This window comes from Kineococcus gypseus (genome assembly GCF_050871305.1).
Classification (GTDB): domain Bacteria; phylum Actinomycetota; class Actinomycetes; order Actinomycetales; family Kineococcaceae; genus Kineococcus; species Kineococcus gypseus.
Genome location: NZ_JBJLRD010000044.1, coordinates 1 through 26,506 on the forward strand (window position 1 = coordinate 1; position 26,506 = coordinate 26,506).

Below are 26,506 nucleotides of genomic sequence, written 5' to 3' on the forward strand. Positions count from 1 at the left end.
ACCTCTGATCTCGAAACCCCCACCCCCTGGCGAGGGAGCGGAGGACCAACACCAAAGGAATCCCCAACAGCAGCACCACCCGGCCCCGAACGAGACCAGGCACCACCACTGCCACGGGGTTGATTGTTTGGCATCAACACTTGGCACACTGTTGAGTTCTCAAGAACCGGACGCACCCGCTGCGCCCCTCCAGCAGGAGGAACGAATCCGGGGCAACTTTCCCACTGTAACCAGCCACCGGGCCGCACTGCAACCCCGATCCCGATCCAGCCTCCGGCGCCACCCACCCGCGACCGACCCCCGCGAGCCTCGCAGCCCCGGCGGCCGCCCCGTCCGGGCGACGAGAAGAACAGTACGCCGCACGCCCCCCACACACCAAATCCGCTCCCCCGGCGGCTCGGACCCGTTGCAGCGCAACGGGTGCAGCCCGGTGATCCCGTCACCCGGCACGGAGGGGCCGCTCTTGGCAGGATGGAGCGGTGGACGAGCCCGCCCAGACGCCTGCCCCGCAGGCCCACCCCAGCGCCGAGCACGCACGCATGGCCGAGTCGCGCGGGCCCGACGGCCCCTGGCGCCTGTGGGGCCCGTACCTGGCCGGCCGCCAGTGGGGCACCGTCCGGGAGGACTACTCGGCCAGCGGCGACGCGTGGTCGGCCTTCCCCTTCGACCAGGCCCGCGCCCGCGCCTACCGCTGGGGCGAGGACGGCCTGGGGGGCATCTGCGACCGCTTCGGCTTCCTCAACCTGTCCGTGGCCCTGTGGAACCGGCGCGACCCGATCCTCAAGGAGCGCCTCTTCGGTCTGACCAACGGCGAGGGCAACCACGGCGAGGACGTCAAGGAGCACTGGTGGGCGGTGGACAGCACGCCCTCGCACAGCTGGATGCGCTGGCTCTACCGCTACCCGCAGGCGGAGTTCCCCTACGAGCGGCTGCGCGCCGAGAACGCGCGGCGCTCGCGCGAGGAGCGCGAGTACGAGCTCGGCGACACCGGCGTCCTGGACGAGAACCGCTTCTTCGACGTCGAGGTCACCTACGCCAAGGCCTCGCCCGACGACGTGTGCGTCGTGGTGCGCGCCACCAACCACGGGCCCGACCCCGCCCCGCTGGACCTCGTGCCCCAGCTGTGGTTCCGCAACACGTGGTCCTGGGGCTGGGACAAGCGGCGCGGGACCATGGAGCAGGTCCTGCCGCCGACCCTGACCGTCGGGGGCCTGGAGGCCGTGGAGTGCCAGCACGGGCACCTGGGGCGCTACTACGTCGCCGCCGAGGGCGCCCCCGAGGTGCTCTTCTGCGAGAACGAGACCAACGCCGTCGAGCTCTTCGGCGCCGAGCGCAACACGACCACGTACACCAAGGACGGTATCGACCGGCGCATCGTGCGCGGGGACGCCTCCGCCGTGAACCCGGCGCTGCAGGGCACCAAGGCGGCGTTCTGGTACCGCTTCGACGAGGTGCTGCCCGGGCAGTCGGTCGAGGTGCGCCTGCGCCTGTCGCCCAGCGCGCCGGGCCGGCACACCTTCGGCGAGGGCTTCGACGCCGTCGTGCGCGACCGGGCCGCCGAGGCCGACGAGTTCTACGACGAGGTGCTGCCCGAGCAGCTGACCCCCTCGGACCGGCACATCGCCCGCCGCGCCTACGCGGGGCTGCTGTGGACCAAGCAGCTGTACCGCTACGACGTGCGCCAGTGGCTCGACGGGGACCCCTGGGCCGACCCGCCGCCGGAGTCGCGCCGCCAGCGCGGGGGGCGCAACACCAGCTGGCGCCACCTCGCGCTCGCCGACGTGATCTCCATGCCGGACGAGTGGGAGTACCCGTGGTTCGCCGCGTGGGACCTGGCCTTCCACTGCATCCCGCTGGCGCACGTGGACCCCGAGTTCGCCAAGGAGCAGCTCGTGCTCATGTGCCGCGAGTGGTCCATGCACCCCAACGGGCAGCTGCCGGCCTACGAGTGGGCCTTCGGCGACGTCAACCCGCCGGTGCACGCCTGGGCCGCCTGGCACGTGTACCGCCTGGACGGCTACCGCGACCAGGGCTTCCTCGTGCGCGTGTTCACCAAGCTGCTGCTGAACTTCTCGTGGTGGGTCAACCGCAAGGACGCCGACGGCTCGAACCTCTTCGAGGGCGGCTTCCTGGGCATGGACAACATCGGCCTGTTCGACCGCTCGGCCGAGCTGCCGCCGGGGTACCGCCTGGAGCAGTCCGACGCCACCAGCTGGATGGCCTTCTACTGCCAGCAGATGTTCAAGATCGCGCTGGAGCTGGCGCGGCACGACCCCGCCTGGGAGGACGTCGCCACCAAGTTCCTCGAGCACTTCCTGTCCATCGCCCAGGCGATGATGTCCTTCGGCTCGCAGGAGGTGACGCTCTGGGACGAGGCCGACGGCTTCTTCTACGACGTGCTGCTGCACCCCGACGGCACCGCCGAGCCCATGCGCGTGCCGTCCATGGTGGGTCTGCTGCCCATCCTGGGCGCCACCGAGGTGCCCTCGTGGATCTCCGAGGAGACCCCCGACCTGACCTCCCGGCTGCGCTGGCTGCAGCGCCGCCGCCCGGAGCTGACCCTGCCGCTGCTGACCCGCTCCGGGCCCGAGGGCCGGCAGATGCTGCTCTCGCTGCTGGACAAGCCGCGCCTGCAGCGCATCCTGGACCGCATGTTCGACCCCGAGCAGTTCCTGTCGGACTACGGCATCCGCTCGCTGTCCGCCGCCGTGAAGGAGCACATCACCACCGAGGTCAGCGGGCAGCACTCCTCGATCGTCTACGAGCCCGGGGAGTCGCGCACCGGGCTCTTCGGCGGCAACTCCAACTGGCGCGGGCCCATCTGGTTCCCCGTCAACGTGCTGCTGGCCGACAAGCTGCGCACCTACGGGCGCTTCTTCGGCGACACCGTGACCGTGGAGGTCCCGCGCGGCTCCGGGCGCCGGATCACCCTCGTGCAGGCCGCCGACCTCATCGACGACAGCCTCGTCTCGCTCTTCCGGCCCGTGGACGGCAGGCGCCCCGCGGACGGCGAGCGCATCGAGGCCAGCGACGACCCGCTGTGGCGCGAGCACCCCACCTTCAACGAGTACTTCGACGGCGACACCGGCGAGGGGCTCGGCGCCACCCACCAGACCGGCTGGACGGCGCTCGTGGCGCACCTGCTGCACCCGCGCCTGCCCCCCGGCCCGCCGGGGCGCTGAGGACGGGGCACCCTGGGGACCGTGGGAGCCCTCACGCTCGTCGTCGCGCTGGCCGCGGTCACCGCCGCGGCCACCGCGGTGCTGGCCTGGCGCCGGCGCATCGGCACGCCCGCGGCCGTGCCGCTGACCGCGGCGCTGGCCGCCGCGAGCGTGTGGTGCACGGCCGGGGTCCTGCTGGCCACCGGTCAGCGCCCCGGCGCGCTGGACGCCCTGGTGCACCTGCAGTACCTGGGCATCACCGGCACCGTGGCGGCCACGCGCCTCTTCGCCGGCGCCGTGGGCGGGCGGCGGCCCACCGCGCGCGCCGTGCTGCTGCTGTGCGTGGTGCCGGTGCTCGTGCAGCTCGCGCTGCTGGTGGACCCCTGGACGCACTGGTTCTACGCGGACGTCTCGTACGAGGGCGAGCCGTTGCGGCGCGAGACAGTGCTGGGCCCGCTGTTCTGGGCGCACGCCCTGTACTGCTACGCGCTCGTCACCTCCGGCTCGCTGGCGGTGGCGCGCCAGCGCCGGCACGCCACCGGGCTGCTGCGCCGGCAGCTGGGCACGGTGCTCGTGGCCACCGTCCTGCCCACCGCGCTCAACGTGGTCACCCTCACCGTGCCGCTGCACCTGTTCCCCCTGGACCCCACGCCCGCGGCCTTCGCCGTCTCCGGCCTGCTCTTCGCCTACGCGGTGCTGCGCCAGGAGCTGCTGGAGCTGCTGCCGGTGGCGCGCGGGCTCGTGGTCGACACCCTCGGCGACGGCGTCGTCGTCGTCGACGGGCAGGGGCGCCTGGTGGACCTCAACCCGGCCGCGCGCGCGCTGCTGGAGCGCCTGGGCCGCGGGCCCGCGGTGGTCGGGCGCTCCTTCGGCGACGTCGCCGGGCCGGAGCTGGCCGCGGCCGTCGGGGCGGGCGGCCTCGGGGGTGAGGGCAGGGGTGAGGGCGTCGTGCAGCTGGACGGGCTGAGCGTGGACGTGCGGGTGCGCCCCATCCACGACCCGCGGGGGTCCGTGCGCGGGCGGGTGGCCGTGCTGCGCGACGTCACCGCCGAGCTCGTGCAGCAGCGGGCCCTGGAGGAGGCCAACGCCCAGCTGCGCCGGCACGTGGACACCATCGAGCGGCTGCGCGCCGACCTGGCCGAGGAGGCCTCGCGCGACCCGCTGACCGGCCTGCGCAACCGGCGCCGCTTCATCGACGACCTCACCGCGCTGCTGGCCGCCGGCGGCGGGCGCGCGCCGGTGGCGCTGGTGCTGCTGGACGTCGACCACTTCAAGGCCGTCAACGACACCCACGGCCACGCCGTGGGCGACGAGGTCCTCGTCGCCGTGGCCGGGGCGCTGCGCGAGCACGCGCGCGCCGAGGACGTCGTGCGCTACGGCGGGGAGGAGTTCGTCGTGCTGCTGCCGGGCCTGGGCGGGGCGGAGGCGGCGGCGCGCGCGGAGGAGCTGCGGCGCGCGTGCGCGCGCCTGCGCGTGGACGACAGCGACGTGCGCGTGACGATCAGCGCCGGGGTGGCCGCCTGCCCCGAGCACGGCGGCACGCCCGACGAGCTGCTGCTGGCCGCGGACCGGGCGCTGTACGTGGCCAAGACCGGCGGGCGCGACCGGGTGGCGCTGGCCACCTGACGCGCCCGCCGCTCCTCAGCGGCCGGCCGCGGCGGGCCGCGTCACCAGATGCGCACCCGCTCGGCCGGGTCCATCCACAGCCCGTCGCCCGGCTGGACGCCGAAGGCGTCGTGGAACTCCTGCAGGTTGCGCACCACCTGGTTGCAGCGGAACTCCGGCGGGGAGTGCGGGTCGACGGCCAGGCGGCGGGCCACCTCCTCGGGGCGCACCTTGCCGCACCACACCCGCGCCCAGCCGGCGAAGAGGCGCTGGGGGCCGGTCACGCCGTCCACCACGGGGGCCTCGGCGCCGCCCAGGGAGATCTCGTAGGCCTTGTGCGCGATGGTCAGCCCGCCGAGGTCGCCGATGTTCTCCCCGACCGTCAGGGCGCCGTTGACGTGCTGGCCGGGCGTCTCCGGCGGCTCCAGCGCGTCGTACTGGGCGATCAGGGCGGCGGTGCGCTGGCCGAACTCCTCGCGGTCGGCGTCGGTCCACCAGTCGCGCAGGTTGCCGTCGCCGTCGTACTTGGAGCCCTGGTCGTCGAAGCCGTGGCCGATCTCGTGGCCGATGACCGCGCCGATGCCGCCGTAGTTCTCCGCGTCGTCGGCCTCCAGGGAGAAGAACGGCGGGCGCAGGATCGCCGCGGGGAAGACGATCTCGTTCATGCCCGGGTTGTAGTAGGCGTTGACCGTCTGCGGGGTCATGAACCACTCGGAGCGGTCCACCGGGGAGCCGAGCTTGGCCAGCTCGCGGTCCACCTCGAAGGCGAAGGCGCGCCGGACGTTGCCGAGCAGGTCGCCGCGCTCGATGCTCAGCGCGGAGTAGTCGCGCCACTCGTCGGGGTGGCCGATCTTGGGGGTGAACTTGCCCAGCTTCTCCAGGGCGCGGTCCTTGGTCTCGCGCGTCATCCAGTCCAGGGTCTCGATGTCCTGGCGGTACGCCTCGACGAGGTTCGCGACGAGCTCCTCCATGCGGGCCTTGGCCGCCGGCGGGAAGTGCTCGGCGACGTAGAGCTGGCCCAGCGCCTCGCCCAGCGCGCCCTCGACCAGGCCCACGCCGCGCTTCCAGCGCTCGCGCAGCTGCGGCACGCCCGTGAGGGTGGTGCCGTAGAAGGCGAAGTTGGCGTCGACGACCTCGGCGGACAGGTACGGGGCGGCCTGGTGCAGCACCCGCCAGCCCAGCCACTCGCGCCACGTGGACACCGGGGTGCCGGTGAGCACCCCGGCCATGCCGGTGAGGTAGTCGGGCTGGCGCACGACGACCTCGTCGAGGGCGGTCTCCGGCAGCCCGGCGGCGCCGCTCCACGCCGACAGGTCCAGGCCCGGCAGCAGCGCCGCCAGGCCGGCGCGGTCGACCTTGTTGTAGGTGGCGTTGGCGTCGCGGTTGCGCACCCGGTCCCAGTGGTGGGCGGCCAGGCGCGTCTCCAGCTCGAGCACGCGGCGCGCGCTGCCGGCCGGGTCCGGGCGCCCGCCCAGGGTCAGCAGGCGCTCGACGTGCGCGACGTACTGCTCGCGCAGGCCGGCGTGCTGCTCCTCGCGGTAGTACGACTCGTCCGGCAGCCCCAGGCCGGACTGGGTGACGTAGACGACGTACTGGTCGGACTTGGCGTTGTCGGTGTCCACCCAGTAGGCGAACGGCCCGCCCACGCCCAGGCGCTCGAAGCGGCCCAGCAGGCGCACCAGGTCGTCCACGGAGGACACCGCGTCGACGGCCCGCAGCTCGCCGGCCACCGGGCTGACGCCCAGCGCCTCGACGCGCTCGGTGTCCATGAAGGAGGCGAAGAGGTCGCCGATCTTCTGGCGCACCGAGCCGGGCTCGGCCGAGCCGTCCGCCGCGGGGGGCGCGGCCGCCTCGACGATGGCCCGGCACTGCTCCTCGGACTCGTCGCGCAGCCGCACGAAGGCGCCGTCCACGGCGCGGTCGTCGGGGATCTCGGAGGTGGCCAGCCAGCGGCCGTTGACGTGGCGGAAGAGGTCGTCCTGCGGGCGCACCGAGGGGTCGAGGTCCTCCGCGGCGGAGCGCTGTTCCGTGATCGAGCTCACCGGGCCAGCCTAGGCCCGGGCGGCCGCCGCGCGCCGGTCCGACAGGGAGACGGCCGTCACCAGGACCACCGCGAGCGCCGCGGCGACGGCGATGACCAGCGACATGGCGTGCGCGTCGCCGCCCAGGACGCCGGTCAGGACGCCGACCAGGCCGCCGACGCCGGACTGCAGGGCCGTGACCAGCGCGGCGGCCGCGCCGGCGCTGGCGCCGTAGGGCTCCAGGGCCATGGTCACGGCGTTGGGCATGATCAGCCCCAGGGTCAGCAGCAGCAGCCACAGCGGCGCGGCGAAGGCGAGCAGCCGGCCGGTGCCGGAGAGGACCACCGCGCCCAGGGCGAGGGACAGCACCAGCGCGCAGGCGACGCCCACGCGCAGCAGCGCCGCGGAGCCGGAGCGCTGCACCAGGGCGGCGTTGACCTGGCTGCCGCCGACGAGGGCGATGCCCATGACGGCGAAGAGCAGCGCGAAGCGCGTCGTGCTCAGCCCGAACTCCTCCTGGAAGACGAAGGGGGAGGTCGCCACGTAGCTGAGGATCACGGCCATCGCCAGGCCGGGCACCAGGGCCAGCGCCATGAAGCGGCGGTCGCGCAGCAGGGCGCCGTAGCCGGCGAAGCTGCGCAGCACGCGCGCGCCGCGGCGCGCGGTGACGGGCACGGCGCGCTCGGCGGCCGAGGACGGCGCGCGCGAGGCCTGCGCCGGCACCTCCGCGCTCAGCTCCGGGCGCGTCTCGGGCAGCCAGCGCCACACCGCGAGCAGGACCAGCGCGCCCACGCCGGCGAGGATCGCCAGCACGGGCCGCCAGCCGGTGTGCTCGGCGATCGCCCCGCCGATGGTGGGGGCGAAGAGCGGCGCGACGCCGATGACGAGGATGAGGCGCGACATCAGGCGCGCGGCGGTGGGGCCGGTGAAGAGGTCGCGGATGATCGCCATGCCGACGACCGCCCCGGCGGCCGCCCCGGTGCCCGAGAGGAACCGGGCGGCGATCAGGGCGGGCATGCTCGGGGCGAGCGCGCACAGCAGGGCCGCGACGACGTAGACGCCGAAGCCGACCAGCGCCGGGCGGCGGCGGCCGAAGGCGTCGCTGAGGGGTCCGCTGACCAGCTGCCCGAGCGCGGAGCCGACGAGCACGCCCGTGATGGTCAGCTGCGCCCGCGCGGCGGTGGAGCCGAGGTCGTCGGCCACGTCCGGCAGCGAGGGCAGGTAGAGGTCGATCGTCACCGCGCCGAGGGCGGCCATGACGCCGAGGAGCACGACCAGGCCGAACGTGGAGGGCGTCCGTCCGGGGGCGGTGGTGCGGGCGGGGGAGGTGGGCAGCGCGGTCATCGCGGGAGCGGTCCTCGTCAGCGGTGAGGTGGTGCACCGCGCGACGTCGAGCGGAGCGGGACGGAGCGGGTGCGCACCGTCACCGCTCACCCTAGGGGCGGGCGGCGCGGCGCGTCCTGCCGGTTTCGCGCCGCCCGGCGCGTCGCGCCCGGCGCGCCGACGCGGCGGGGGTGGTCCGGCGGGGGTGGTGCAAGGGTGGTGCGGGTGTCAGCGCCGCGCGGTGCGCTCGGCGGCGGCCGGGGTGCGGCGCGGGGCGGGCACACCGGCGCCGCCGGTGCGGCGGGCGGCACGGGCGGAGAGCACGAGCGCCGCCGCGCCCAGCAGGACCACGAGCAGCGCGTAGCCCTCGGCCACGGTGCGCAGGCCCGCGTGCGGGGTGAGCAGGCCGGCGACGACCGAGGGCACGCCGAAGGCGACGTAGCACATGACGTAGACGGCGGAGAGGACGCCGGCGCGCTCGGCGGGCGGGGCGGTGGCCACCACGGCGCGCAGGCCGCCCTGGAAGGCGGCGCCGAAGCCGACGCCGGAGACCAGCGAGGCGGTGAAGAACAGCGGCGTGGAGGCGCTCTGCAGCGCCAGCACCAGCAGTGCCGGGCCCACCAGGAAGGCCACCGCGCCGGCGGTGGCCACGCGCCGCGGCGGCAGGGCGCGGGTCAGCACGCCCACCAGGGCGCCGGTGCCGGTCAGGCTGGCCACGACGAGGCCGCCGACGAGGTGGTCGGCGCGCCCGAGCACCCCGGCGGCGATCGAGGGGCCCAGGCCGATGAACAGCCCGCCCAGGGCCCAGCTGCCGGCCAGGGCCGGGGCCAGGGCGCCCAGCACGGGGCGGGTCGCGGCGGGCACGCGCACCGAGGGCACCAGCGAGGCGCGCGCCCCGGGCACGCGCGGCGCCGGCTCGGGGGCCGCCAGCAGCGCCAGGGCGCACACGGCCAGCAGCACCGCGCACACCGCGTACACCAGGCGGGTGGGCGCCGGGGCGTACTGCACGAGCAGGCCCGAGCCCAGGCCGCCGAGCATCAGGCCCAGCGGCGGGGCCGCGCCGTTGAGCGTCTGCGCCAGCGCCGCGCGCCGCCCGCCGAGGTCCAGCAGCCAGGCGCCCAGCGCGCCCATGGCGGTGCCGGTGCCGATGCCCTGCACGGCCCGGGCCGCCACCAGCCAGCCGGCGGACCCGGCGAGCAGGAAGCCGGCCAGCGCCGCGAGCACCCCGACCAGCCCGGCGACGACGACGGTGCGCCGGCCCAGGTGGTCGGACAGGCGCCCCACGGTCAGCAGGGCCAGCAGCAGGGTGCCGGCGTAGACGGCGAAGACGACCGTCACGGTCGTCGCGCTCAGGCCCCACTCCTGCTGGTAGACGGGGAAGATCGGCGAGGGTGCCGAGGAGGCCGAGACCAGCAGCGCCAGCGTGGCGGTCACCAGCCAGAAGGCGGCCCGCTCGGGCAGGCGGGGCAGCCGGGACCGGCGGGACGGGCGCGCCGCGCGGGCGCCGGGGGCGGGGCTCGCGTCGAGGTGCGCGGCGGACGGGAGCGGCGTGGCGGGCACGGCTCTCCTCGGTGGTCGCTCGGGCGGGGGCACCGGGGACCGTTCGCCGGCACCGTGCGCAACAGGTTGCCCCGGTCAAGTGTTCCCCGTCACGTCGCCCTCGCCCCCGGGCGCGCCCCGCCCGGCGGGCGCGGGTAGCGTCCCGGTAGCACCGACGCACCGGGAGGACCGCGATGGGCGTGACGCTGGCCAAGGGCGGCAACGTGTCGCTGACGAAGGTGGCCCCCGACCTGACCGAGGCCGCCGTGGGCCTGGGCTGGGACGTGCGCACCACCACCGGCGTGGACTTCGACCTCGACGCCAGCGCCCTGCTCGTCGGCGCCGGCGGCAAGGTCCTCTCCGACGCGCACTTCGTCTTCTACAACCAGCTCTCCAGCCCCGACGGCGCCGTGCGGCACACCGGCGACAACCGCACCGGCGAGGGCGAGGGCGACGACGAGGTGGTCGAGGTCGACCTGCTCGCGGTGCCCGCGGCGTGCGAGCGCATCGTCTTCGCGGTCTCCATCCACGAGGCCGAGGCGCGCCGGCAGAGCTTCGGGCAGGTGCACGGCGCGTTCATCCGCCTGGTGGACCGCGCCACCGGCGAGGAGGTGGTGCGCTTCGACCTGTCCGAGGACGCCTCCACCGAGACGGCGATGGTCTTCGGGGAGGTCTACCGCCGCGGCAGCGAGTGGAAGTTCCGCGCCGTCGGGCAGGGCTACGCCTCGGGCCTGCGCGGCATCGCGCAGGACTTCGGCGTCGACGTGGACTGACCCGCCCCGGGCGGGCGCCGGCCCTCAGCCGACGGGACGCGGTGCGTCGCGCTCGGCCCACGCGCGGCGCAGCACCTCCAGCAGGTGCTCGACCGGCTGGGCGCCGGAGACGCCGTAGCGGCGGTCCACGACGAAGAACGGCACCCCGCGCGCGCCCAGCTCCGCCGCCTCGGCCTCGTCGGCGCGCACCGCGCCCAGCAGCGCGTCGCGCGCCAGGACCTCGCGCACCTCCGCGGCGTCCAGGCCCGCCTCGGCGCCCAGGCGCGCCAGGACCTCCACCTCGCCCAGCGCCTCGCCCTCGGCGAAGTGCGCGAGCACCAGGCGGCGCAGCACCGCCTCCTGCACGCCGCGCTCGCGGGCCAGGTGCAGCACCTGGTGCGCGCGGGCGGTGTTCGCCGGCACCGCGCGCTCCTGGTGGAACGTCATGCCCTCGGCCGCGGCCAGGGCGTCGACGTGGGCGACCATCCCGCGCACCTGCTCCACGTCCGCGCCCACCTTCGCCGCCAGCCGGTGCAGGTGCTCGTCGGGGCCACCGGTGCGCGCGGGCTGCGAGACGGCCGAGGGGTCCAGCTCGAAGGAGCGCCAGAGCACCTCGACCTCGCCGCCGTGCTCGAAGGCGTCCAGCGCCCGCCGCAACCGGCGCTCGCCGATCGCGCACCACGGGCACACCACGTCGACCCAGACCTCCACGCGCACGACGGGTGCAACCGCGAGTGGCCCGTGGATCGTCCCGGGTCGTCCCGGGTCGTCCCGGGTCGCCGGGTCAGCGGCGCTCGCGCTCGGCGTGCTCGGCCCGCCCGGTCACGTCCGGCAGCTCGATGCCCAGGCCGGGGCGGGTGCGCACCGGGCCGGCGCCGGGGCGCGAGCGCGCGACCGTGCGCCCCACCAGGGCGGCGACCAGCAGGATGACGACGAGGGACAGCACCAGGGTCATCGCGGACCTCCTCGCGCGGGGCCCCGCCCTGCGGGGCCGGTGCTCCACGGTGCCACGCGCGGACGCGGCGCGCGAGGGGTCAGGCGAGGGGCGCGCGCTCCAGGGTGCGCACGCGGTAGCGCGGGCCCGCGCTGGAGACGGCCCACCCGGTGCAGGGCTCCTGCGAGGTGAGCACCCACCCCGGTCCGATCTCGGGGGCGGTGGTGTCGCCCTCGACGTGCACGTCGACGTCGGTGACCACCAGGCGCTCGGTGCGCGCCATCGCCGCGCGGTAGACCTGCCCGCCGCCGCAGACCCACACGTCGCCGAGCGCAGCCGCCTCGTCCAGGGCGGTGTCGAGGTCGTGGGCGACCTCGGCGCCCTCGGCGGCGAAGGCGGGGTCGCGGGTCAGCACCACGTTGCGCCGCCGCGGCAGCGGGCGGTAGCGCGGGGGCAGCGACTGCCAGGTGGCGCGGCCCATGAGCACGGTGGCGCCGGTGGTCAGGCGCTGGAAGTGCGCCATGTCCTCCGGCACCCGCCAGGGCAGCGCCCCGCCGGCGCCGATGACGCCGTCCGCGGACTGCGCCCACACCGCGCCGATCACGCCGCCCACGCCGCCCCCTCCACCCGCTGCCGCGCCGCTCCCGGGCCGCCCGCGCGGCTCAGACCGCCACCGGGGCCTTGATGGCCGGGTGGTGCACGTAGCCGTCCAGCTCGAAGTCGGTCCACTCGTGCTCGAAGAGGGGCCTCGGGGCCACGCGCAGCGCCGGGAAGGGGTGCGGCTCGCGCGAGAGCTGCTCGGCGACCTGCTCGACGTGGTTGTCGTAGACGTGCACGTCGCCGCCGGTCCACACCAGGTCGCCGACGCCCAGGCCGACCTCGGCGGCCACCAGGTGCGTCAGCAGCGCGTAGGAGGCGATGTTGAACGGCACGCCGAGGAAGAGGTCGGCGCTGCGCTGGTACAGCTGGCACGAGAGCCTGCCGTCGGCGACGTGGAACTGGAACAGGGCGTGGCAGGGGGCCAGCGCCATCGCGTCCAGCTCGGCGACGTTCCACGCGGAGACGACCATGCGCCGCGAGTCCGGGTCGGTGCGCAGGGTGTGCAGCACCCGCGCGAGCTGGTCGACGTGCCCGCCGTCGGGGGTGGGCCACGAGCGCCACTGCACGCCGTAGACGGGGCCCAGCTCGCCGTCCTCGTCCGCCCACTCGTCCCAGATGCTCACGCCGCGCTCCTGCAGCCAGCGCACGTTGGAGTCCCCGCGCAGGAACCACAGCAGCTCCAGCGCCACGGACTTGAAGTGCACCCGCTTGGTGGTGATCAGCGGGAAGCCGGCGGAGAGGTCGTAGCGCAGCTGGGCGCCGAACCACGAGCGGGTGCCGGTGCCGGTGCGGTCCGCCTTCGGCGTGCCGTTCGCCGCGACGTGCCGCAGCAGGTCCTCGTACTGGGTGTCGACGCGAGCCACGGGCGAAGCCTAAGCCGCCGGGTGCCCGGCGGGGCTCGCGTCGAAGCCGGTGTCGTCGGCGGCCTCGCCGCGCACGACGGCGGCCACGCGCGCCAGCCAGGCGGCGCCGGCGGCGTCGTTGACGGTGCGCTCGGCCAGCAGCACCGGGTACGGCCGGGCCCGGACGCCGTCGGCGGGGCGCACGTCGACGTGGGCGACGTCGTGGCCCAGCTCGTGCAGCCGGTCGGCCATGGCGTAGTCGGTGCGCGAGTCGCCCGCGGTGCGCCAGGCGCGCGGCAGCGGGCCGTCGGCGGCCAGCAGCCGCAGCGCGGTGTCGGCGCCGCGGTCCTTGCCCAGCAGCACCGACTCCACGTCGGTGGAGATGATCGTGGGGTCCACGCGCCAGTCCACCCGTCCGGCGGCGTCCGGGCGGCGCCCGCCGCGGTGCTCCACGCCCAGCCCGGCGCCGGCCAGGACCTCCACAGCGGCGGCGTCGAAGCGCTCCTGCGCGGCCAGGTACGCCGCGCTGGGCACGTCCAGGCGCTGCTCGATCGAGACCATGGCGTGCTTGCCGGGGTCGACGAACATCGTCTCGGCGAAGTCGCGCCGGGCCAGCTCCTCCAGCGCCGCGACCACCGGCTCGGGCACGGCCACGCCGGTGTCCACGTGCAGCGGGCCGGGGCCGTCCGGGCCCACCGAGAAGTGCACCGCGCCCTTCTCGCACACCGCGTGCAGGCGCGCGCCGGGCGGTAGGCCCTCGCGCAGCAGCGGGGCCAGGACGTTCTCGCGCAGGAAGCGGTCGGAGCGGCCGGTGTTGAAGACCACCGGCACGCCCGCCGCGAGCAGCTCGCGCAGGCTCCCCAGCAGCCCGGGGGCGCTGACGGTGCGGGTGACCGGGCTGGCGACGGGGCCGTCGACGTCCAGGAGCAGCCCGAAGGGCGGTGCGGCGGCGGGCGCGGGGGCCGGCGCGGGGGTCGGCGCAGAGGTCTGGGCGGGGGTCGTCACGCCCCGATCCTCGCGCAGGGCCGCACCCGCCGGCCGCGGCGGGTGCGGTCGGCGGACGGGCCCGTCAGGTCCAGTACAGGTAGCGCGCGGCGGGCAGCTCGCGGGCCAGGGCGTCCTCGAACCAGGTGCGCAGCTCGCGCATCGTGTCCTTGTCGTAGACGTACTTCACCGCGCCGAACTTCCCCAGCTTGCGGGTGCGGGCGTCCTCGTCGAGGTCGAGCTTGGTGCGCGGGTACCAGCCGAGCTGGACGTCCTTGCTCTTGGGCGTGAAGCGGTGGGTGATGCACTCCACCGTCAGGTCCAGGCCCGGCACGCCGGCCAGCTCCGCGCCGGCGGCGGCCAGCAGCTCGCCGTAGGCGGCGCGCCAGTCGTCCACCGGCATGATCGGGGCGATCGTCAGGCCGACGGGGTAGCCGGCGCGCGCCAGGCGGCCCAGCGCGCGCAGGCGCGCGGCCACGCGGGCGGTGCCGCCCTCGAAGCGCTCGACGTCGGCGACGTTGACCGAGGCGCGCACGCGGGTGCGCCCGCCGTGCGGCAGGTCCAGCAGGCCCTCGACGTCATCGTACTTCGTCGTCAGGCGCAGCTGCACGGGCCCGGCCCACTCGTGGGTGCCGAAGTGGGTGATGGTGGCGGCCAGGGAGCCGGTGACGTGCTCGACGGCCAGCGGGTCGGTGTAGCAGGACGCCTCGAACGTGGTGCCCTCGTGGCCGCGCTCGGCGGTGCCGGAGGTCACCGCGCCGGTGCCGACGACGTCGTCCAGGCCGGCGAGGATGCGCGGCAGGTCGGCGTAGACGCGGGTGATCGGCGGGCCGGCCAGCGAGCCGGCCAGGTAGCAGTACTGGCAGTGCCCCGGGCAGCCCTCGGCGATCGGGAAGGAGAAGTCCGCGCTGGGCGGGATGGGGGTGGGCCGGCGCTTGGAGGCGGCGCTGGTGACCACGGCCAGGGTGCGCTTGGCGGCCGCGTAGGTGGCGCGCTCGTCGGCGCCGCGCAGGGCGGGCAGGCGGTCGCCGCCGAGCAGGTGCACGTCCTGCACGCCGGCGGCGGTGAGGCGCTCGAGGATCGCGCGGCCGTGGGGCTCGGCCTGGGCGGAGGCGGTGACGTAGACGGTGGAGGGGACCCACAGGCGGGGCCGGGTCAGCTGCGCGCTGGGCACGTCCTGTTCAACGCCGGCGCGGGTGCGGGCCGTCCCCGGGCGGGGGTGTCGCGCACCACACGCGGTGGCGGCGCGGCGGGCGCGGGGTGGGCGCGAGGTGGGCGCGGGGTGGGCGCGGGGTGCGGGCGGGGGGTGCCGCGCCCAGGATGGCGCCGTGGAGAACCTGCTGCGCCGGCTGAGCCCCGCCCCGGACGGCAGGCCCCCCGGCCCGCCGGCCGGCACCCCCGGGCGGCGCGCCGCGCAGGTCGTGCCGCAGGCCGGCGCGACGGTGCCCGAGCGGCCCGGCGCGGTGCCCGACAGCCGCGCCCTGCGCGCGCTCTTCCGCACCGCCGGCTCGCTGCGCCGCGGCAAGGCCGTGCACACCCTCGGCGCGGTCGTCGCCGGCGAGGTCGTCCGGCACGGGCTGCGCGAGCCCACCGGGGTGGCGTGGCTGGACGAGCCGGGCGTGGACCGCGCCGTGGTGCGCCTCTCGCGCGCGGCCGGGACGCGGCGCCCGCTGCCGGACGTGCTGGGCCTGGCGGTGCGCGTGGCCGGGCCCGACGGCGAGCCGCGCGACCTGCTGCTGGCCACCACGGGCGACACCGGCCTGCGCCGGCGCGTGCTGCGCCCCGCCCTCGACTGGCGCTCGGGCACCTACGGCAGCGTCGCCGCCTACCGCACGCCCGCCGGGCCGCTGCTGCTCGGCGCGCGCTGGCGCTCCGGGCGCTTCCTGCTGGCGGTGGCCGCCCCGCGCGGGCCGTGGCGCCCGTTCGCGGAGCTGCGCCTGCACGAGGACCCCGCCACCGCCCCGGACCGGGTGCTCACCTTCGACCCGGGCCGCTACCCGGTGCCCGGCATGGACCTGCCGATGGCGTGGCTGCGCGTGCGCGAACCCGCCTACGCCGGCTCGCGCGCCGGGCGCAGCCGGCACGACCGCTGAACCCGGCGCCCGCGGCGGGGCGCTCGCCTCAGCGCGCGGCGCGCTGCGCCTCCCGCTGCCCGGTGCGGGTGCGGCGGGTGGCCAGGTGGTTCACGCCCCACAGCACCACGCCGAGGACCAGCAGCAGCCCGGCGATGCGGTACTGCTCCACGTCGCGCCCCGACGTCCACGGCAGCACCAGGTAGGCGCACGCGAGCGCGCCGACCACGGGCAGCACCCGGCCGGCGGAGAAGTGCCGGTGCTGCACCGGGTCGCGGCGCAGCACCAGGACGGTGACGTTGACCAGGCAGAACACCGTCAGCAGCAGCAGCGAGGTGGTGCCGCCCAGGATCGCCACGACGGGCGAGTCCGGCTCCAGCGAGACGTAGGTGACCAGGGCCAGCGCGATGGCCGTGGTGAGCAGGATCGAGACCCACGGGGTGCGCCGGAAGGGGTGCACGGTGGCCAGCACCGGCGGCAGGACGCGCTGCTTGCTCATCCCGTACAGCAGCCGGCTGGCCATCATCATGTTGATCAGCGCGGAGTTGGCGACGGCGAACATGGAGATGAACGGCAGCAGGTCCGACATGGGGAACCCGGGCGCGGCCGTCTGCACGACCTCCACCAGCGGCGTCTCGCTCTCCTGCAGCCGGCCCACCGGCACCACCGCCACCGCGCAGATCGAGACCAGCACGTAGACCACCGCGGTCAGCCCCAGCCCGCTGAGCAGCACGCGCGGGAAGGTGCGGCTGGGGTCGCGGGTCTCCTCGGCCATGTTCACCGAGTCCTCGAAGCCGACCATCGCGAAGAACGCCAGCGACGTCGCGGTGCTCACCGCCAGCAGCACGCTCTTGTCCTGCGGCGTCTCGAAGGCCACCACGCGCGAGAGGTCGCCGTTGCCGCCGCCGAGGAACCACAGGCCGATGAAGATGACGATGAGCAGGCCGGAGAGCTCCACGAGGGTGAGCACGACGTTGAGCTTCACGCTGTCGCTGACGCCGCGGAAGTTCACCGCCATCACCAGCACCACGAACGCCAGCGCGATGACGAGCACCGTGCCGTTGCCGGCGTCGAAGCCGAAGCCGGCGACGAGGTTGGCCGCGAAGGCGCGCGAGGCCGCCGAGGCGGAGGTGATGCCCGAGCACATCACCACGAAGCACACCAGGAACGTCAGGAAGTGCAGGCCGAACGCCTTGTGCACGTACAGGGCCGCGCCGGCGGCCTGGGGGTACTTGGTGACCAGCTCCAGGTAGGAGAACGCGGTCACGGTGGCCACGGCGAAGGCGACGAGGAACGGCAGCCACGCCGCGCCGCCGACCTCGCCGGCGACCTGCCCGGTCAGGGCGTACACGCCGGTGCCGAGGATGTCGCCCACGACGAACAGCAGCAGCAGCTTCGGGCCGATCACCCGCTTCAGCTCGGGCTGCTCCTGCACTGCCTGCGGGGTGGGGGCGCTGGTGCTCACGGTGGACCTCCCGGTGCGGGACTGCCGGACGAGCGATCACCCATCGTGGCGCTCTACCGGCCGGGGTACCAGTCCGCCTCCGGCGCGGCCCGGCCGAAGAACCAGCCCTGCGCGAGGTCCCAGCCCTGGGCGCGCAGGTGCTCGGCCTGCTCGGCGCTCTCCACACCCTCGGCCACCGCCTGCAGGCCCAGCCCGTGCGCCAGGCCCAGCACCGCCGCGGTGACCCGCTCGGCGGCGGGGTCGCCGGGCACGTCGGCCAGGAAGGAGCGGTCCAGCTTCAGCACCGACACCGGCAGCCGGCGCAGGTACGACAGCGCCGAGTAGCCGGTGCCGAAGTCGTCGACGGCCAGGGGCACGCCCGCCGCGCTCAGCCGCTGCAGCTCCAGGGCGGTGGTGGGGTCCCCGGCCAGCAGCGAGTGCTCCAGCAGCTCCACCACCAGGCGCCCCGGCGCCAGCCCCCGCCGGCGCAGCCCGCGCGCGACCTCCTCGGCGAAGGTGCCGTCCAGCCGGCGCGCGCCCGTGTTGACCGAGACGCGCACCCCCGGGCGGCGCTGCAGCAGGTCCAGCGCCCGCTCCAGCACCAGGGCGTCCACGGCCACGGCCAGCCCCGCCTCCTCGGCCACCGGCAGGAACTCCTCCGGCTCCAGCAGGCCCCGGCGCGGGTGCGGCCAGCGCACGAGCGCCTCGAAGCCGACGCGCTCGCCGTCGGCCAGGCGCACCACCGGCTGGTAGTGCACCTGCAGCCGGCCGCCCTCCAGGGCGGCGCGCAGCTCGTCCTCCACGCGCAGCCGGGCCAGCAGCCGCTCGCGCATCACCGGGCGGAAGAGCCGGACCTGCCCGGGCCCGCGGCCCTTGGCCGTGCGCAGCGCGGTGTCCGCGTCGCGCAGCAGGGAGAGCGCGTCCGGGGCGCGCACGCCGTCGCCCACGCCATCGCTCACGTCGTCGCGCACGTCGTCGCCCACGCCGTCGCGCACGGCCAGCGCCACGCCCACGCCCGCCCCGCAGCGCACCTCGCGCCCGCCCGCGCGCAGCGGCTCGGCCAGCGCGCTCGCCAGGCGCCGGGCGGTCTCCAGCGCCGCGCCCTCCACCTCCGCGGCCGGCAGCGCGGCGGTGGACGCCTCGACGACGACGGCGAACTCGTCGCTGCCCAGGCGGGCCACGACGTCGCCGCCGCGCACCGCGCCCAGCAGCCGGCGGGCGGCGGCCACGAGCACCTCGTCGGCGCCCACGTGCCCGAGGTCGGCGTTGAGCACGCCGAAGCGGTCCAGGTCGCACACCATCACCGCCAGCGGCGGGCCGGGCAGCTGCAGGCGCCGGTCCAGCTCGTCCAGCAGCGCGGTGCGGTTGCGCAGCCCCGTCAGCTCGTCGTGGTCGGCGCGGTGCACCCGCTCCGCCAGGGCCCGGTGCTCCTCGTCGTCGTCGACGGCCTGCACCACCACGACCTCGCGGCCCCCCGCGCGCGCCAGCGCCACGGTGCAGCGCGCCCAGAACGACGTGCCGTCCGCGCGGCGCACCAGCGCCTCGTGCACCGCCCCGCCGCCGCGCCGGCGCAGCGAGGCGACCACCCGGTCGAAGGGGTGGCGCGCGTCGGTGCCGGCGGTGGGCACCGCGTCCTTCAGCAACCGGCCCACCAGCGCCTCGCGGGGGGCGCGCACCATCTCGCACGCGGCGGCGTTGACGGCCAGGACGACGCCGGCGGTGTCGGTGACGGCGACCCCGGCGCCCAGCGAGTCGAACGCCTCGCGGGCGCGGGCGCCGGTGAGGTCGCGCAGGTCGTGCACCGGCGCCGGCGGCACGGGCGGGGCCTGGGCGTCGCGCCGGCCGGCGGACTCGCCGCGGCGGCGTTCCGACCGGGACGGCTGGGCGGTCACGGGCACCTCCGGGAGGGGTGGTGGCATCCTCCCAGCAACGGCGGGGACGGGGAAGGCGAGCGGCGGCCGCGACCGCGGCCCGCGTCCCGGCCGCACCCGGGAGGAGCAGCCGTGAGCACCGCACCCGCCGGTACACCCGCCGGCGCACCCGCACGCGCGCGCGCCCGCCGGGCCTGGCACCTGTACCGCGCCTGGCGCAACCTGCCCGCCACGGCGCTGGCGGTGGGGTGGGCGCGCCGGCACGGGGCACGGATCACCGTCGGCGAGGACCTGCTGGTGGAGTGCGCCGGGATGCCGCCGCGCACCTACGGGCGCGGGGGCACCACCGTGGGCAACGCGTGGCTGCACGGCGGGCTGGGCGGGCCGCGCCGGCGCCGGCACGAGGCGCGCCACGCGGACCAGTACGCCCTGCTGGGCACCGGGCCGTTCCTGGCGCTGTACGGGCTCAACGCGCTGCTCACGCGCAACGACCCGCGCCTGAACCTCTTCGAGCGCTGGGCCGGGCTGGCCGACGGCGGCTACGCGCCCGGCTCGGCCCCCCGCTCGCCCACCCGCTCCACGACGCGCTCGACGACGCGCTCGACGACCTCCTCGAGCACCGGGCCCTCGAGGACAGCGCCCTCGAGGACCTGAGCGCCCGCGCGGACGACCGGCGCGGCCGCGGGCGCGGCGGCCGGGGGGTGCGGGCGCACGCGCACCGCCAGCAGCGCCACGTCGTCCTCGGCGAAGCCGGCGACCTCGGCCAGCACCGCGTCGCACACCCCCTCAGGGCCCAGGTCGGCGAAGCGGGCGGCGGTGTCCGCCAGCCACTGCACGCCGTCGTCGATGGAGGCGCCGCGGCGCTCGACCAGGCCGTCGGTGTACAGCAGGACCGTCGCGCCGGCGCTCAGGCCGTGCACGTGATCGGCGCGCTGGAAGGAGGCGTCCATGCCCAGCAGCAGGTCCGGGTCGGTGCGCAGCACCTCCACGCGCCCGTCGGGGGTGATCACCACGGGCGGCGGGTGGCCGGCGTTGGACCAGCGCAGCCGCCACGAGCGGGTGCCCTCGACCGGCTCGACGGTGGCCAGCACGCCCGTGGCCAGCGCCCCCACGCCCAGGTCGCGCATCGCGCGGTCCAGCGCGGACAGCGCCGAGGCCGGGGAGACCTCCAGGGAGTAGCCGATGCCGCGCAGCAGGTTGCGCACCTGCCCCATGGCCGCGGCCGCGTCCTGGTCGTGGCCGGTGACGTCGCCGATGACCAGGCACGCGGTGCCGGAGGCGGTGAGGAAGGCGTCGTGCCAGTCGCCGCCGACCTGGGCGTGCTCGGCGGCCGGCAGGTAGCGCACCGCGATCTCCAGGTGCTCCGGCTGCGGCGCGGAGGTCAGCAGGCTGCGCTGGAGGGTCTCGGCCAGCGAGCGCACCGCGTCGGCGGCCTCGCGCTCTGCGCGCCGGGCGCGCACCCGGTCCAGCGACTGCGCGGCGGAGGCGGCCAGCGCCGTGAGCAGGTCGCGGTCCTCCGGGCGCAGCTCGCGCGGGCGCCGCCAGGACAGGCCCAGCACGCCGAGCGTGCGCTCGCCCAGCCGCAGCGGCCAGGCGGCGGTGCCCGCGGCGGCGTCGACGACCGGCGCGCCGCGCAGCGCGCCCGCCAGCGCGCCGGCGGCCGGGTCCGCGCCGTCCCCGAGCACCTGCAGGCGCCCGGGAGCGTCCGCGGCCGGTTCCAGCACGCCCAGCACGACGCCGTCGGCGCCCAGCAGGGCCGAGGCGCCGCGGGCCAGCACGCGCAGCACGTCGGCCTCGGCGTCCACGTCCGGCAGCGCCTGGGCCACGGCGACGAGCCCGGCCAGGCGCCGCGCCTGCCAGGCCTGCAGGTCCGCGCGGCGCCGCTCGGCCTCGTAGGAGGCGGCCGCGGACAGCCCGTCGCCGACGGTGGCGGCCACCAGGCGCAGGAAGTCGCGGTAGGTGGCGTCCGGGGCGATGTGCGGGCTCAGCCGCGCCGCGAGCACCCCCGGGGAGGACTCGCCCATCGCGGCGGGGATGCGCACCCACGCCAGCGGGCCGGCGCCCTCGCCGGAGCGCACGAGCACCTGGCGCGGGCGCAGCGGCTCCGGCGCCGGGGGCAGCACCCGCGGGCGCGCGGCCCCGGCCGCGCCGGGCAGGTGCAGGTCGACCTCGGGCAGGTCCAGCGGCGCGGTGCGCAGCACGTCCAGGGCGCGGTCGGCCACCTCGGAGGGGGAGTCCAGGTCGGTGGCGAGGTCGCCCAGCAGGGTCAGCAGCTCCAGGCGGCGGTGGTCCTGCACCTGACGGGTGGTCTCCACGGCGAGGTCCAGGACGCCCACCACGGCGCCGTGCTCGTCGCGGATGGGCGAGTAGGAGAAGGTGAAGTACGCCTCCTCCAGGAAGCCCTTGCGGTGCAGCGGCACGGCGAGGTCCACCGACCAGGTGGCCCGGCCGGCGAGCGCCTCGTCGAACAGCGGCGCGAGACCCTCCCACGCCTCGGGGAACACCTCGGGCACCCCGCGGCCCAGCGCGGCGGGGTGCTTGTCGCCGGCGAGGTCGGCGTAGGGCTGGTTGTAGAGCATGGTCAGCTCCGGCCCCCACGCCACCAGCGCCGGGAAGCGGGTGCCCAGCACCACCTCCAGCGCCTGGCGCAGCGGCCGCGACCAGCCGGCGGGCTCGCCGAGCGGGGTGGCGGACCAGTCGACCGCCTCGTAGGCCTCGCGCAGGCCGCTGGCCTCGGCGAAGGGCAACCTGTCCACACCGAGAACCTAGTGGAGCCCCGGCGTCCCGCCGCCGCGCCGGGTCCTGCGCGCGCACCGCGTCCCGCCCTACCCTGGCGCCACCTGCGCGGCCGGGGGCGGTCCCACCCGGCCCGCTCGCCTGCGACGGGGTGGGTGGTGAGGCGTGGCAGCGCCGTGGGAGGGCACGGACGCGCCGCCCCTGCGCGTCCTGGGCGCCGTGGCGGTGGGCGCGGGCACGACCCCGCTGTCCCCGCGGCTGCGCCGGCTGCTGGCCGTGCTGCTGGCGCGCCGCGGCTCGGTGGTGCCGGTGGACGCGCTGGTGGACCTGGTGTGGGACGGCGCCGCGGCACCGGAGCGGCCCGGGGCGGCGCTGCACAACCTCGTCGCCCGGCTGCGCGCCCGGCTGCAGCGGGTCGCCCCCGGCGTGGTGCTGGCGCACCGGCCGCCCGGGTACGCGCTGGGCGCCGGCGAGGGGGACTGCGACGCGACCCGCTTCGAGCTGCTGGTGCGCCTGGCCCGCCGCGAGCTGGCCACCTCGCCCCCGCGGGCGCTGGAGCTGCTGGAGCAGGCGCTGGGGCTGTGGCGCGGGGCGGCCTACGCGGAGTTCGCCGACGAGGACTTCGCCCGCCCGGAGGCGGCGCGGCTGGAGGAGGAGCGGCGCTGCGCGCTGGAGGACCGCGCGGAGGCGCTGCTGCGGCTGGGCCGCCACGACGAGGCCGCCGCCGCCGCGGGGGCGCTGGCCGCGGCCGACCCGCTGCGCGAGCGCCCGCAGCACCAGCTCGCCCTGGCGCGCTACCGCGCCGGCCGGCACGCCGACGCCCTGGCGGTGCTGCGCGACCACCGCCGGCGCCTGGCCGCGGAGCTGGGCCTGGACGCCCCCGCGGCGCTGCTGCGGCTGGAGGAGCGGGTGCTGCGCCAGGACCCGGCGCTCGACGCCGCCCCCGCCCCCGCACCCGCACCCGCGGCACCGCCGCCCGCGGCCGCGGCCGTGGCGCCGTCCGCACCACCGTCCGCACCACCGTCCGCGCCGCCGGCGGGACCGGCCTTGCTGGGGCGCGAGGACGACCTCGCCGGGCTGCTGCCGCTGGTGCGAGCGGGCGCGCTGGTCACGCTCACCGGGCCCGGTGGCGTCGGCAAGACCGCCCTGGCCCGCCACCTCGCGCACCGGCTCGCCGGCGAGCACCGCGACGGCGCGGTGCTCGTCGAGCTCGGCGCCGTGCCCGCCGCCGAGGACGTGGTGCCGGCCGTCGTCACCGCGCTGCAGCTGCAGGTGCGCGGGGAGGGCACCGCGCTGCAGCGCGTCGTGCGGCACCTGGCCGAGCGCGACGCGCTCGTCGTGCTCGACGACTGCGAGCACGTCGTGGACGCCGCCGCGGCGCTGGCCGCGGCCCTGGTGGGCGGCTGCCCCGGGGTGGCGGTGCTGACCACGAGCCGCTGCCCGCTGGACGTGGAGGGTGAGCGGGTGTGGGCGCTGACGCCGCTGGAGCTGCCCGCCGGGACCGCCCGCGGTGCGCAGGAGGTGCTGCGCTCACCCGCCGCCCGGCTCTTCGCCGAGCGGGCGCGGGCCCGCTGCCGCACCTTCCGCGTCGACGACGGCACCGCCGGGGACGTCGCCGAGCTGTGCCGGCGCCTGGACGGCCTGCCGCTGGCCATCGAGCTGGCCGCGGCGCGCGCGGGCGCCCTGACGCCCGCGGACCTGGTGCGGCGCCTGCCCTCGCGCTTCGAGCTGCTGCGGGACGGGCCGCGCACCGCCCCCGGGCGGCACCGGACCCTGCGCGCGGTCGTCGCCTGGTCGCACGACCTGCTCGGCGAGCCGACCCGCGCGCTCTTCGACGTGCTGAGCGTCCTCGCCGGCGACTTCCCGCTGGAGACCGCCGAGCGGCTGGCCGCCGCCCTGCCCGGCGTCGTCGCGCTGCCCGACGGCGGGGACGACGGCAAGTACGACGGCAAGTACGACGGCAGGGACGACGACGGGGACGACGGCGGGGGGGCCGTCGCCGTCCTGCTGGCCTCGCTGGTGGACCGCTCGGTGGTGGTCGCGCTCGACGCGCCCGGTGGGGGGCGCCGCTACCGGCTGCTGGAGACGCTGCGCGCCTACGGGCGCGAGCAGCTCGCCCGCCGCGGCGTCGAGCACGAGGTGCGGCGCGCGCACGCCGAGGTGCACGCGCGGCTGCTGGAGGAGGCGGTGGACCACCGGTACGGGCCCGGGCACGTGGCGGGCGTCGAGCGGGTCGCGGACGCCTTCGACGAGGTGCGCGCGGCCGTGGGGTGGGCGCTGGCGCAGGACCCGGCGCTGGCGGTGCGGCTGGTGGCCGGCACGCGGGTGCACCTGGAGCACCGGCTGTCCCCGGAGGTGCCCGGGTGGGCGCAGCGGGTGCTGGAGCGGGTGGCGGCACCGGGCGGGGCGGGCGGGCCGCTGCCGGGCCTGGCGCTCGTGCACGGCGTGGCCGCCTCCGGCGCGCGCTTCGCCGGCGACCTGCCGCGCGCGCGGCGCCTGGCGCTGGCCGGGCTGGAGCTGGCGGAGGACCCCGCGGCCGAGGCGCACCTGTGCTTCCTGCTCAGCGAGGTGAGCCTCTTCGAGGGCGACCTCGACGGCGCCGACCGGTGGAGCCGGCGGGTGCGCGCGCTGCGCCCGGCGGTGCCGGAGGCGCGCCTGGCCGCGCTGAACGTCTCGCTGACGGCGCTCTACCGCGGCCGCGGCGCGCAGGCCGCCGAGCTGGCCGCCGCGGTGCGCGCCGAGGCGCGGCGGGCCGGCGACGAGGTCGGTGCGGCGTGGGCGACGTACGTCACCGGCGAGGTCCTGCTGGAGGACGCGCCGCTCGTCGCCGCGCAGCACCTGCAGGAGGCCCTGGCGGCCGCCCACCGCCTCGGCGAGCGCTACCTGACCGGTGTCGCGCTGACGACGGCGGCCTCGCTGCACGCCCGGCACGGCGAGGCCGCCGAGGCCGTCCCGCTGTTCCGGCGGGCCGTGCGGCACTGGCGCTCCCTGGGGGACTGGACGCACCAGTGGACCGCCCTGCGCAACGTGCTGGAGCTGCTGCTGCGCCTGGGCCGCGACGAGGACGCCGCGGTGCTGCACGGCGTGCTGGCGGCCCGGGAGGAGGAGGTGCCCGGGTTCGGCGCCGACGCGCGCCGGGTGCGGCTCGCCGGCGACGTGCTGCGCGAGCGCCTGGGCCCGGTGCGCTGGGCCGCGCTGCGCGCGCGGGGGCGCTCGCTCGGCGGCGAGGAGGTCCTCGCGCACGTCGAGGCGGCCCTGGCCGACCTCGCCCCGGCCGACCTCGCCCCGGCCGACCTCGACGGCGCGCCTCAGCGCGGCAGCAGGTAGAAGCGCAGCAGGGCGAAGCCCTCCACCGGCAGCACCCGGGCCCCGGCGAAGCCGGCGGCGCGGGCGTAGCGCTCCAGCACCGGCCGGCGCATCACCGTGCCCGTGCCGGCCGAGCCGGGCCCGGCGGACAGCCCGTCGGGCAGGCACACGAAGAGGCTGAACCCGTACATGGCGCGCTCCACCTCGTCACCGGGCGCGGTGAACTCCTCGGCCACCGCCTCGTCGACCACGACGACGGCCCCGTCGGGGCGCACCGCGCGGTGCACGGCGGCCAGCACCCCCACCGGGTCGGGCATGTCGTGCACGCACTCGGCGGCCAGGGCCAGGTCGAAGGCGCCCACCTCGTCGAGCCGGGCCGCGTCGGCGCAGCGGAAGGTGACGCGGTCGGCCACGCCGGCGGCGGCGGCGTGGGCACGCGCCGCCTCCACCGACGCGGCGTCCACGTCCACCCCCACGACCTCGAGCGCGGGGTGGGCCAGCGCCAGGGCCACCGAGGACCAGCCGGCGCCGCACCCCACGTCCAGCGCGCGGGCGCCGGGCCGGGCGAGGACCTCGCGCACCTGCGGCACGCCGGCCAGGGCGCCGGGCAGGGCGTGCAGGAACCAGGGCCGGTTCAGGTCGGCCTGGGACTCGCGCGCGTCGTCGCCGAGGGCCTCCCAGCTGACGCCCCCGCCGTCGCGGTACGCGCGCAGCAGCTCGGGCAGGTGCGCGCCCACGGCGGCCAGCATGCGCGGCAGGGGGGCGAGGTGGGCGAGGCTGTCGGGGTCGGTCAGGGCCTCGGCGGCCCCGGCGGGCAGCTCGTAGCGGCGCTGCCCGTCGCCGGGGACGACGCGCAGCAGGCCGGCGACGGCCTGCTGCTCCAGCCACTCGCGGGCGTAGCGCTCCTGCGTGCCGGTGCGCGCGGCGAGCTGCTGCGGGGTCGCGGGGCCGTGCGCGCGCAGGTCGCGGTACCAGCCGAGGCGGTCGCCGACGTGCACCGCGAGCGCCTCGAACCCGCCGACGACGGCGGTGAGGACGCGCTCGGCGACGGCCTCGGCGGTCGGCTCGGCGGTCGGCTCGGGGGTGGGCGCGGGGGTCGGGGCGGCGTCGCGCCGGGGGAGGGTGTCGGGCAGGCTGGTCACGGCCGGCTCCTCGGTCCACGGGGTGCGGGTGCGGGTGGTCACGCCACCGGTGTAGGCCCGTGCGCTCCCGGGCCGCTGTCAGGCCGCTGTCGGCCGCTGCCCCGCGGGGGCGGCCGGGGAGCGGCGGGGCGGCGGAATCGTTCCGCCCCCCGGGTCGTTGAGCACTCAACGAGA

The 26,506-nt window shown here is 77.2% G+C and carries 19 protein-coding genes; 6 read left to right on the plus strand and 13 right to left on the minus strand.

Translation table 11 applies throughout. The annotated features are described in order from the left end of the window. The first annotated feature begins 539 nt into the window (after nt 1-539). Together ACRYMN_RS15570 and ACRYMN_RS15575 are read left to right on the plus strand one after the other, a co-directional pair. Nucleotides 540-3,182 carry an MGH1-like glycoside hydrolase domain-containing protein gene (locus ACRYMN_RS15570; protein WP_432497003.1) on the plus strand — a complete coding sequence of 881 codons (2,643 nt, stop codon included), beginning with the start codon at nt 540-542 and terminating at the stop codon, nt 3,180-3,182. A 21-nt stretch (nt 3,183-3,203) separates the two neighbouring features. Then, a complete protein-coding gene (locus ACRYMN_RS15575; protein WP_432496924.1) occupies nt 3,204-4,787 on the plus strand; it encodes a diguanylate cyclase in 1,584 nt (527 codons plus the stop codon). Between the two features lie 41 nt (nt 4,788-4,828). Here ACRYMN_RS15575 and ACRYMN_RS15580 read toward each other — a convergent pair whose 3' ends face one another. The 3 genes from ACRYMN_RS15580 to ACRYMN_RS15590 form a co-directional block, all read right to left on the minus strand. Continuing rightward, complete coding sequence (locus tag ACRYMN_RS15580; protein WP_432496927.1) at nt 4,829-6,808, minus strand: M13 family metallopeptidase; 1,980 nt, start codon at nt 6,806-6,808, stop codon at nt 4,829-4,831. A 9-nt stretch (nt 6,809-6,817) separates the two neighbouring features. Then, complete coding sequence (locus tag ACRYMN_RS15585; protein ID WP_432496929.1) at nt 6,818-8,131, minus strand: multidrug effflux MFS transporter; 1,314 nt, start codon at nt 8,129-8,131, stop codon at nt 6,818-6,820. Nucleotides 8,132-8,338: 207 nt separating this feature from the next. Next, the gene (locus tag ACRYMN_RS15590) at nt 8,339-9,670 is read right to left on the minus strand and encodes an MFS transporter (RefSeq protein ID WP_432496932.1); all 1,332 of its coding nucleotides are present in this window, start codon (nt 9,668-9,670) and stop codon (nt 8,339-8,341) included. Between the two features lie 173 nt (nt 9,671-9,843). Between ACRYMN_RS15590 and ACRYMN_RS15595 the strand changes: the two genes are divergently transcribed. Continuing rightward, entirely contained in the window at nt 9,844-10,422 is a 579-nt protein-coding gene (locus ACRYMN_RS15595; protein WP_432496935.1) for a TerD family protein, read from the plus strand. 24 nt (nt 10,423-10,446) lie between these two features. Here ACRYMN_RS15595 and ACRYMN_RS15600 read toward each other — a convergent pair whose 3' ends face one another. From ACRYMN_RS15600 to ACRYMN_RS15625, 6 genes are all read right to left on the minus strand, one after another. After that, a complete protein-coding gene (locus ACRYMN_RS15600) occupies nt 10,447-11,112 on the minus strand; it encodes a DsbA family oxidoreductase (protein WP_432496938.1) in 666 nt (221 codons plus the stop codon). A 73-nt stretch (nt 11,113-11,185) separates the two neighbouring features. After that, nucleotides 11,186-11,356 (minus strand): hypothetical protein, encoded by a 171-nt coding sequence (locus tag ACRYMN_RS15605; RefSeq protein ID WP_432496941.1) that lies wholly within the window; start codon nt 11,354-11,356, stop codon nt 11,186-11,188. 79 nt (nt 11,357-11,435) lie between these two features. After that, nucleotides 11,436-11,948, minus strand: a complete 513-nt coding sequence (locus ACRYMN_RS15610) for a dihydrofolate reductase (RefSeq protein ID WP_432496943.1) — start codon at nt 11,946-11,948, stop codon at nt 11,436-11,438. A 49-nt stretch (nt 11,949-11,997) separates the two neighbouring features. Continuing rightward, on the minus strand, nt 11,998-12,798 hold the full coding sequence (locus ACRYMN_RS15615) for a thymidylate synthase (RefSeq protein WP_432496946.1): 801 nt from the start codon (nt 12,796-12,798) through the stop codon (nt 11,998-12,000). A 9-nt stretch (nt 12,799-12,807) separates the two neighbouring features. Continuing rightward, nucleotides 12,808-13,782, minus strand: a complete 975-nt coding sequence (locus ACRYMN_RS15620) for a Cof-type HAD-IIB family hydrolase (protein WP_432496948.1) — start codon at nt 13,780-13,782, stop codon at nt 12,808-12,810. A gap of 64 nt (nt 13,783-13,846) precedes the next feature. Beyond that, complete coding sequence (locus ACRYMN_RS15625; RefSeq protein ID WP_432496950.1) at nt 13,847-14,935, minus strand: spore photoproduct lyase family protein; 1,089 nt, start codon at nt 14,933-14,935, stop codon at nt 13,847-13,849. A 154-nt stretch (nt 14,936-15,089) separates the two neighbouring features. Here ACRYMN_RS15625 and ACRYMN_RS15630 point away from each other — a divergent pair, with 154 nt between their 5' ends. Then, nucleotides 15,090-15,854, plus strand: a complete 765-nt coding sequence (locus ACRYMN_RS15630) for a hypothetical protein (RefSeq protein ID WP_432496953.1) — start codon at nt 15,090-15,092, stop codon at nt 15,852-15,854. Nucleotides 15,855-15,882: 28 nt separating this feature from the next. On the opposite strand, the gene ACRYMN_RS15635 is transcribed toward ACRYMN_RS15630, so the two are convergent. Further along, nucleotides 15,883-17,298, minus strand: coding sequence for an APC family permease (locus ACRYMN_RS15635; protein ID WP_432496955.1), 1,416 nt, complete (start codon nt 17,296-17,298; stop codon nt 15,883-15,885). Between the two features lie 53 nt (nt 17,299-17,351). After that, the gene (locus ACRYMN_RS15640; RefSeq protein ID WP_432496957.1) at nt 17,352-19,169 is read right to left on the minus strand and encodes a putative bifunctional diguanylate cyclase/phosphodiesterase; all 1,818 of its coding nucleotides are present in this window, start codon (nt 19,167-19,169) and stop codon (nt 17,352-17,354) included. A gap of 111 nt (nt 19,170-19,280) precedes the next feature. Here ACRYMN_RS15640 and ACRYMN_RS15645 point away from each other — a divergent pair, with 111 nt between their 5' ends. Further along, entirely contained in the window at nt 19,281-19,802 is a 522-nt protein-coding gene (locus ACRYMN_RS15645) for a hypothetical protein (protein WP_432496960.1), read from the plus strand. On the opposite strand, the gene ACRYMN_RS15650 is transcribed toward ACRYMN_RS15645, so the two are convergent. Then, complete coding sequence (locus ACRYMN_RS15650) at nt 19,688-21,904, minus strand: SpoIIE family protein phosphatase (RefSeq protein WP_432496962.1); 2,217 nt, start codon at nt 21,902-21,904, stop codon at nt 19,688-19,690. The genes ACRYMN_RS15645 and ACRYMN_RS15650 overlap by 115 nt on opposite strands. 145 nt (nt 21,905-22,049) lie before the next feature. Here ACRYMN_RS15650 and ACRYMN_RS15655 point away from each other — a divergent pair, with 145 nt between their 5' ends. Beyond that, nucleotides 22,050-25,211 carry an ATP-binding protein gene (locus tag ACRYMN_RS15655; protein WP_432496964.1) on the plus strand — a complete coding sequence of 1,054 codons (3,162 nt, stop codon included), beginning with the start codon at nt 22,050-22,052 and terminating at the stop codon, nt 25,209-25,211. Here ACRYMN_RS15655 and ACRYMN_RS15660 read toward each other — a convergent pair. Then, nucleotides 25,193-26,374 (minus strand): class I SAM-dependent methyltransferase, encoded by a 1,182-nt coding sequence (locus ACRYMN_RS15660; protein ID WP_432496966.1) that lies wholly within the window; start codon nt 26,372-26,374, stop codon nt 25,193-25,195. The genes ACRYMN_RS15655 and ACRYMN_RS15660 overlap by 19 nt on opposite strands. Between the last annotated feature and the right edge of the window lie 132 nt (nt 26,375-26,506).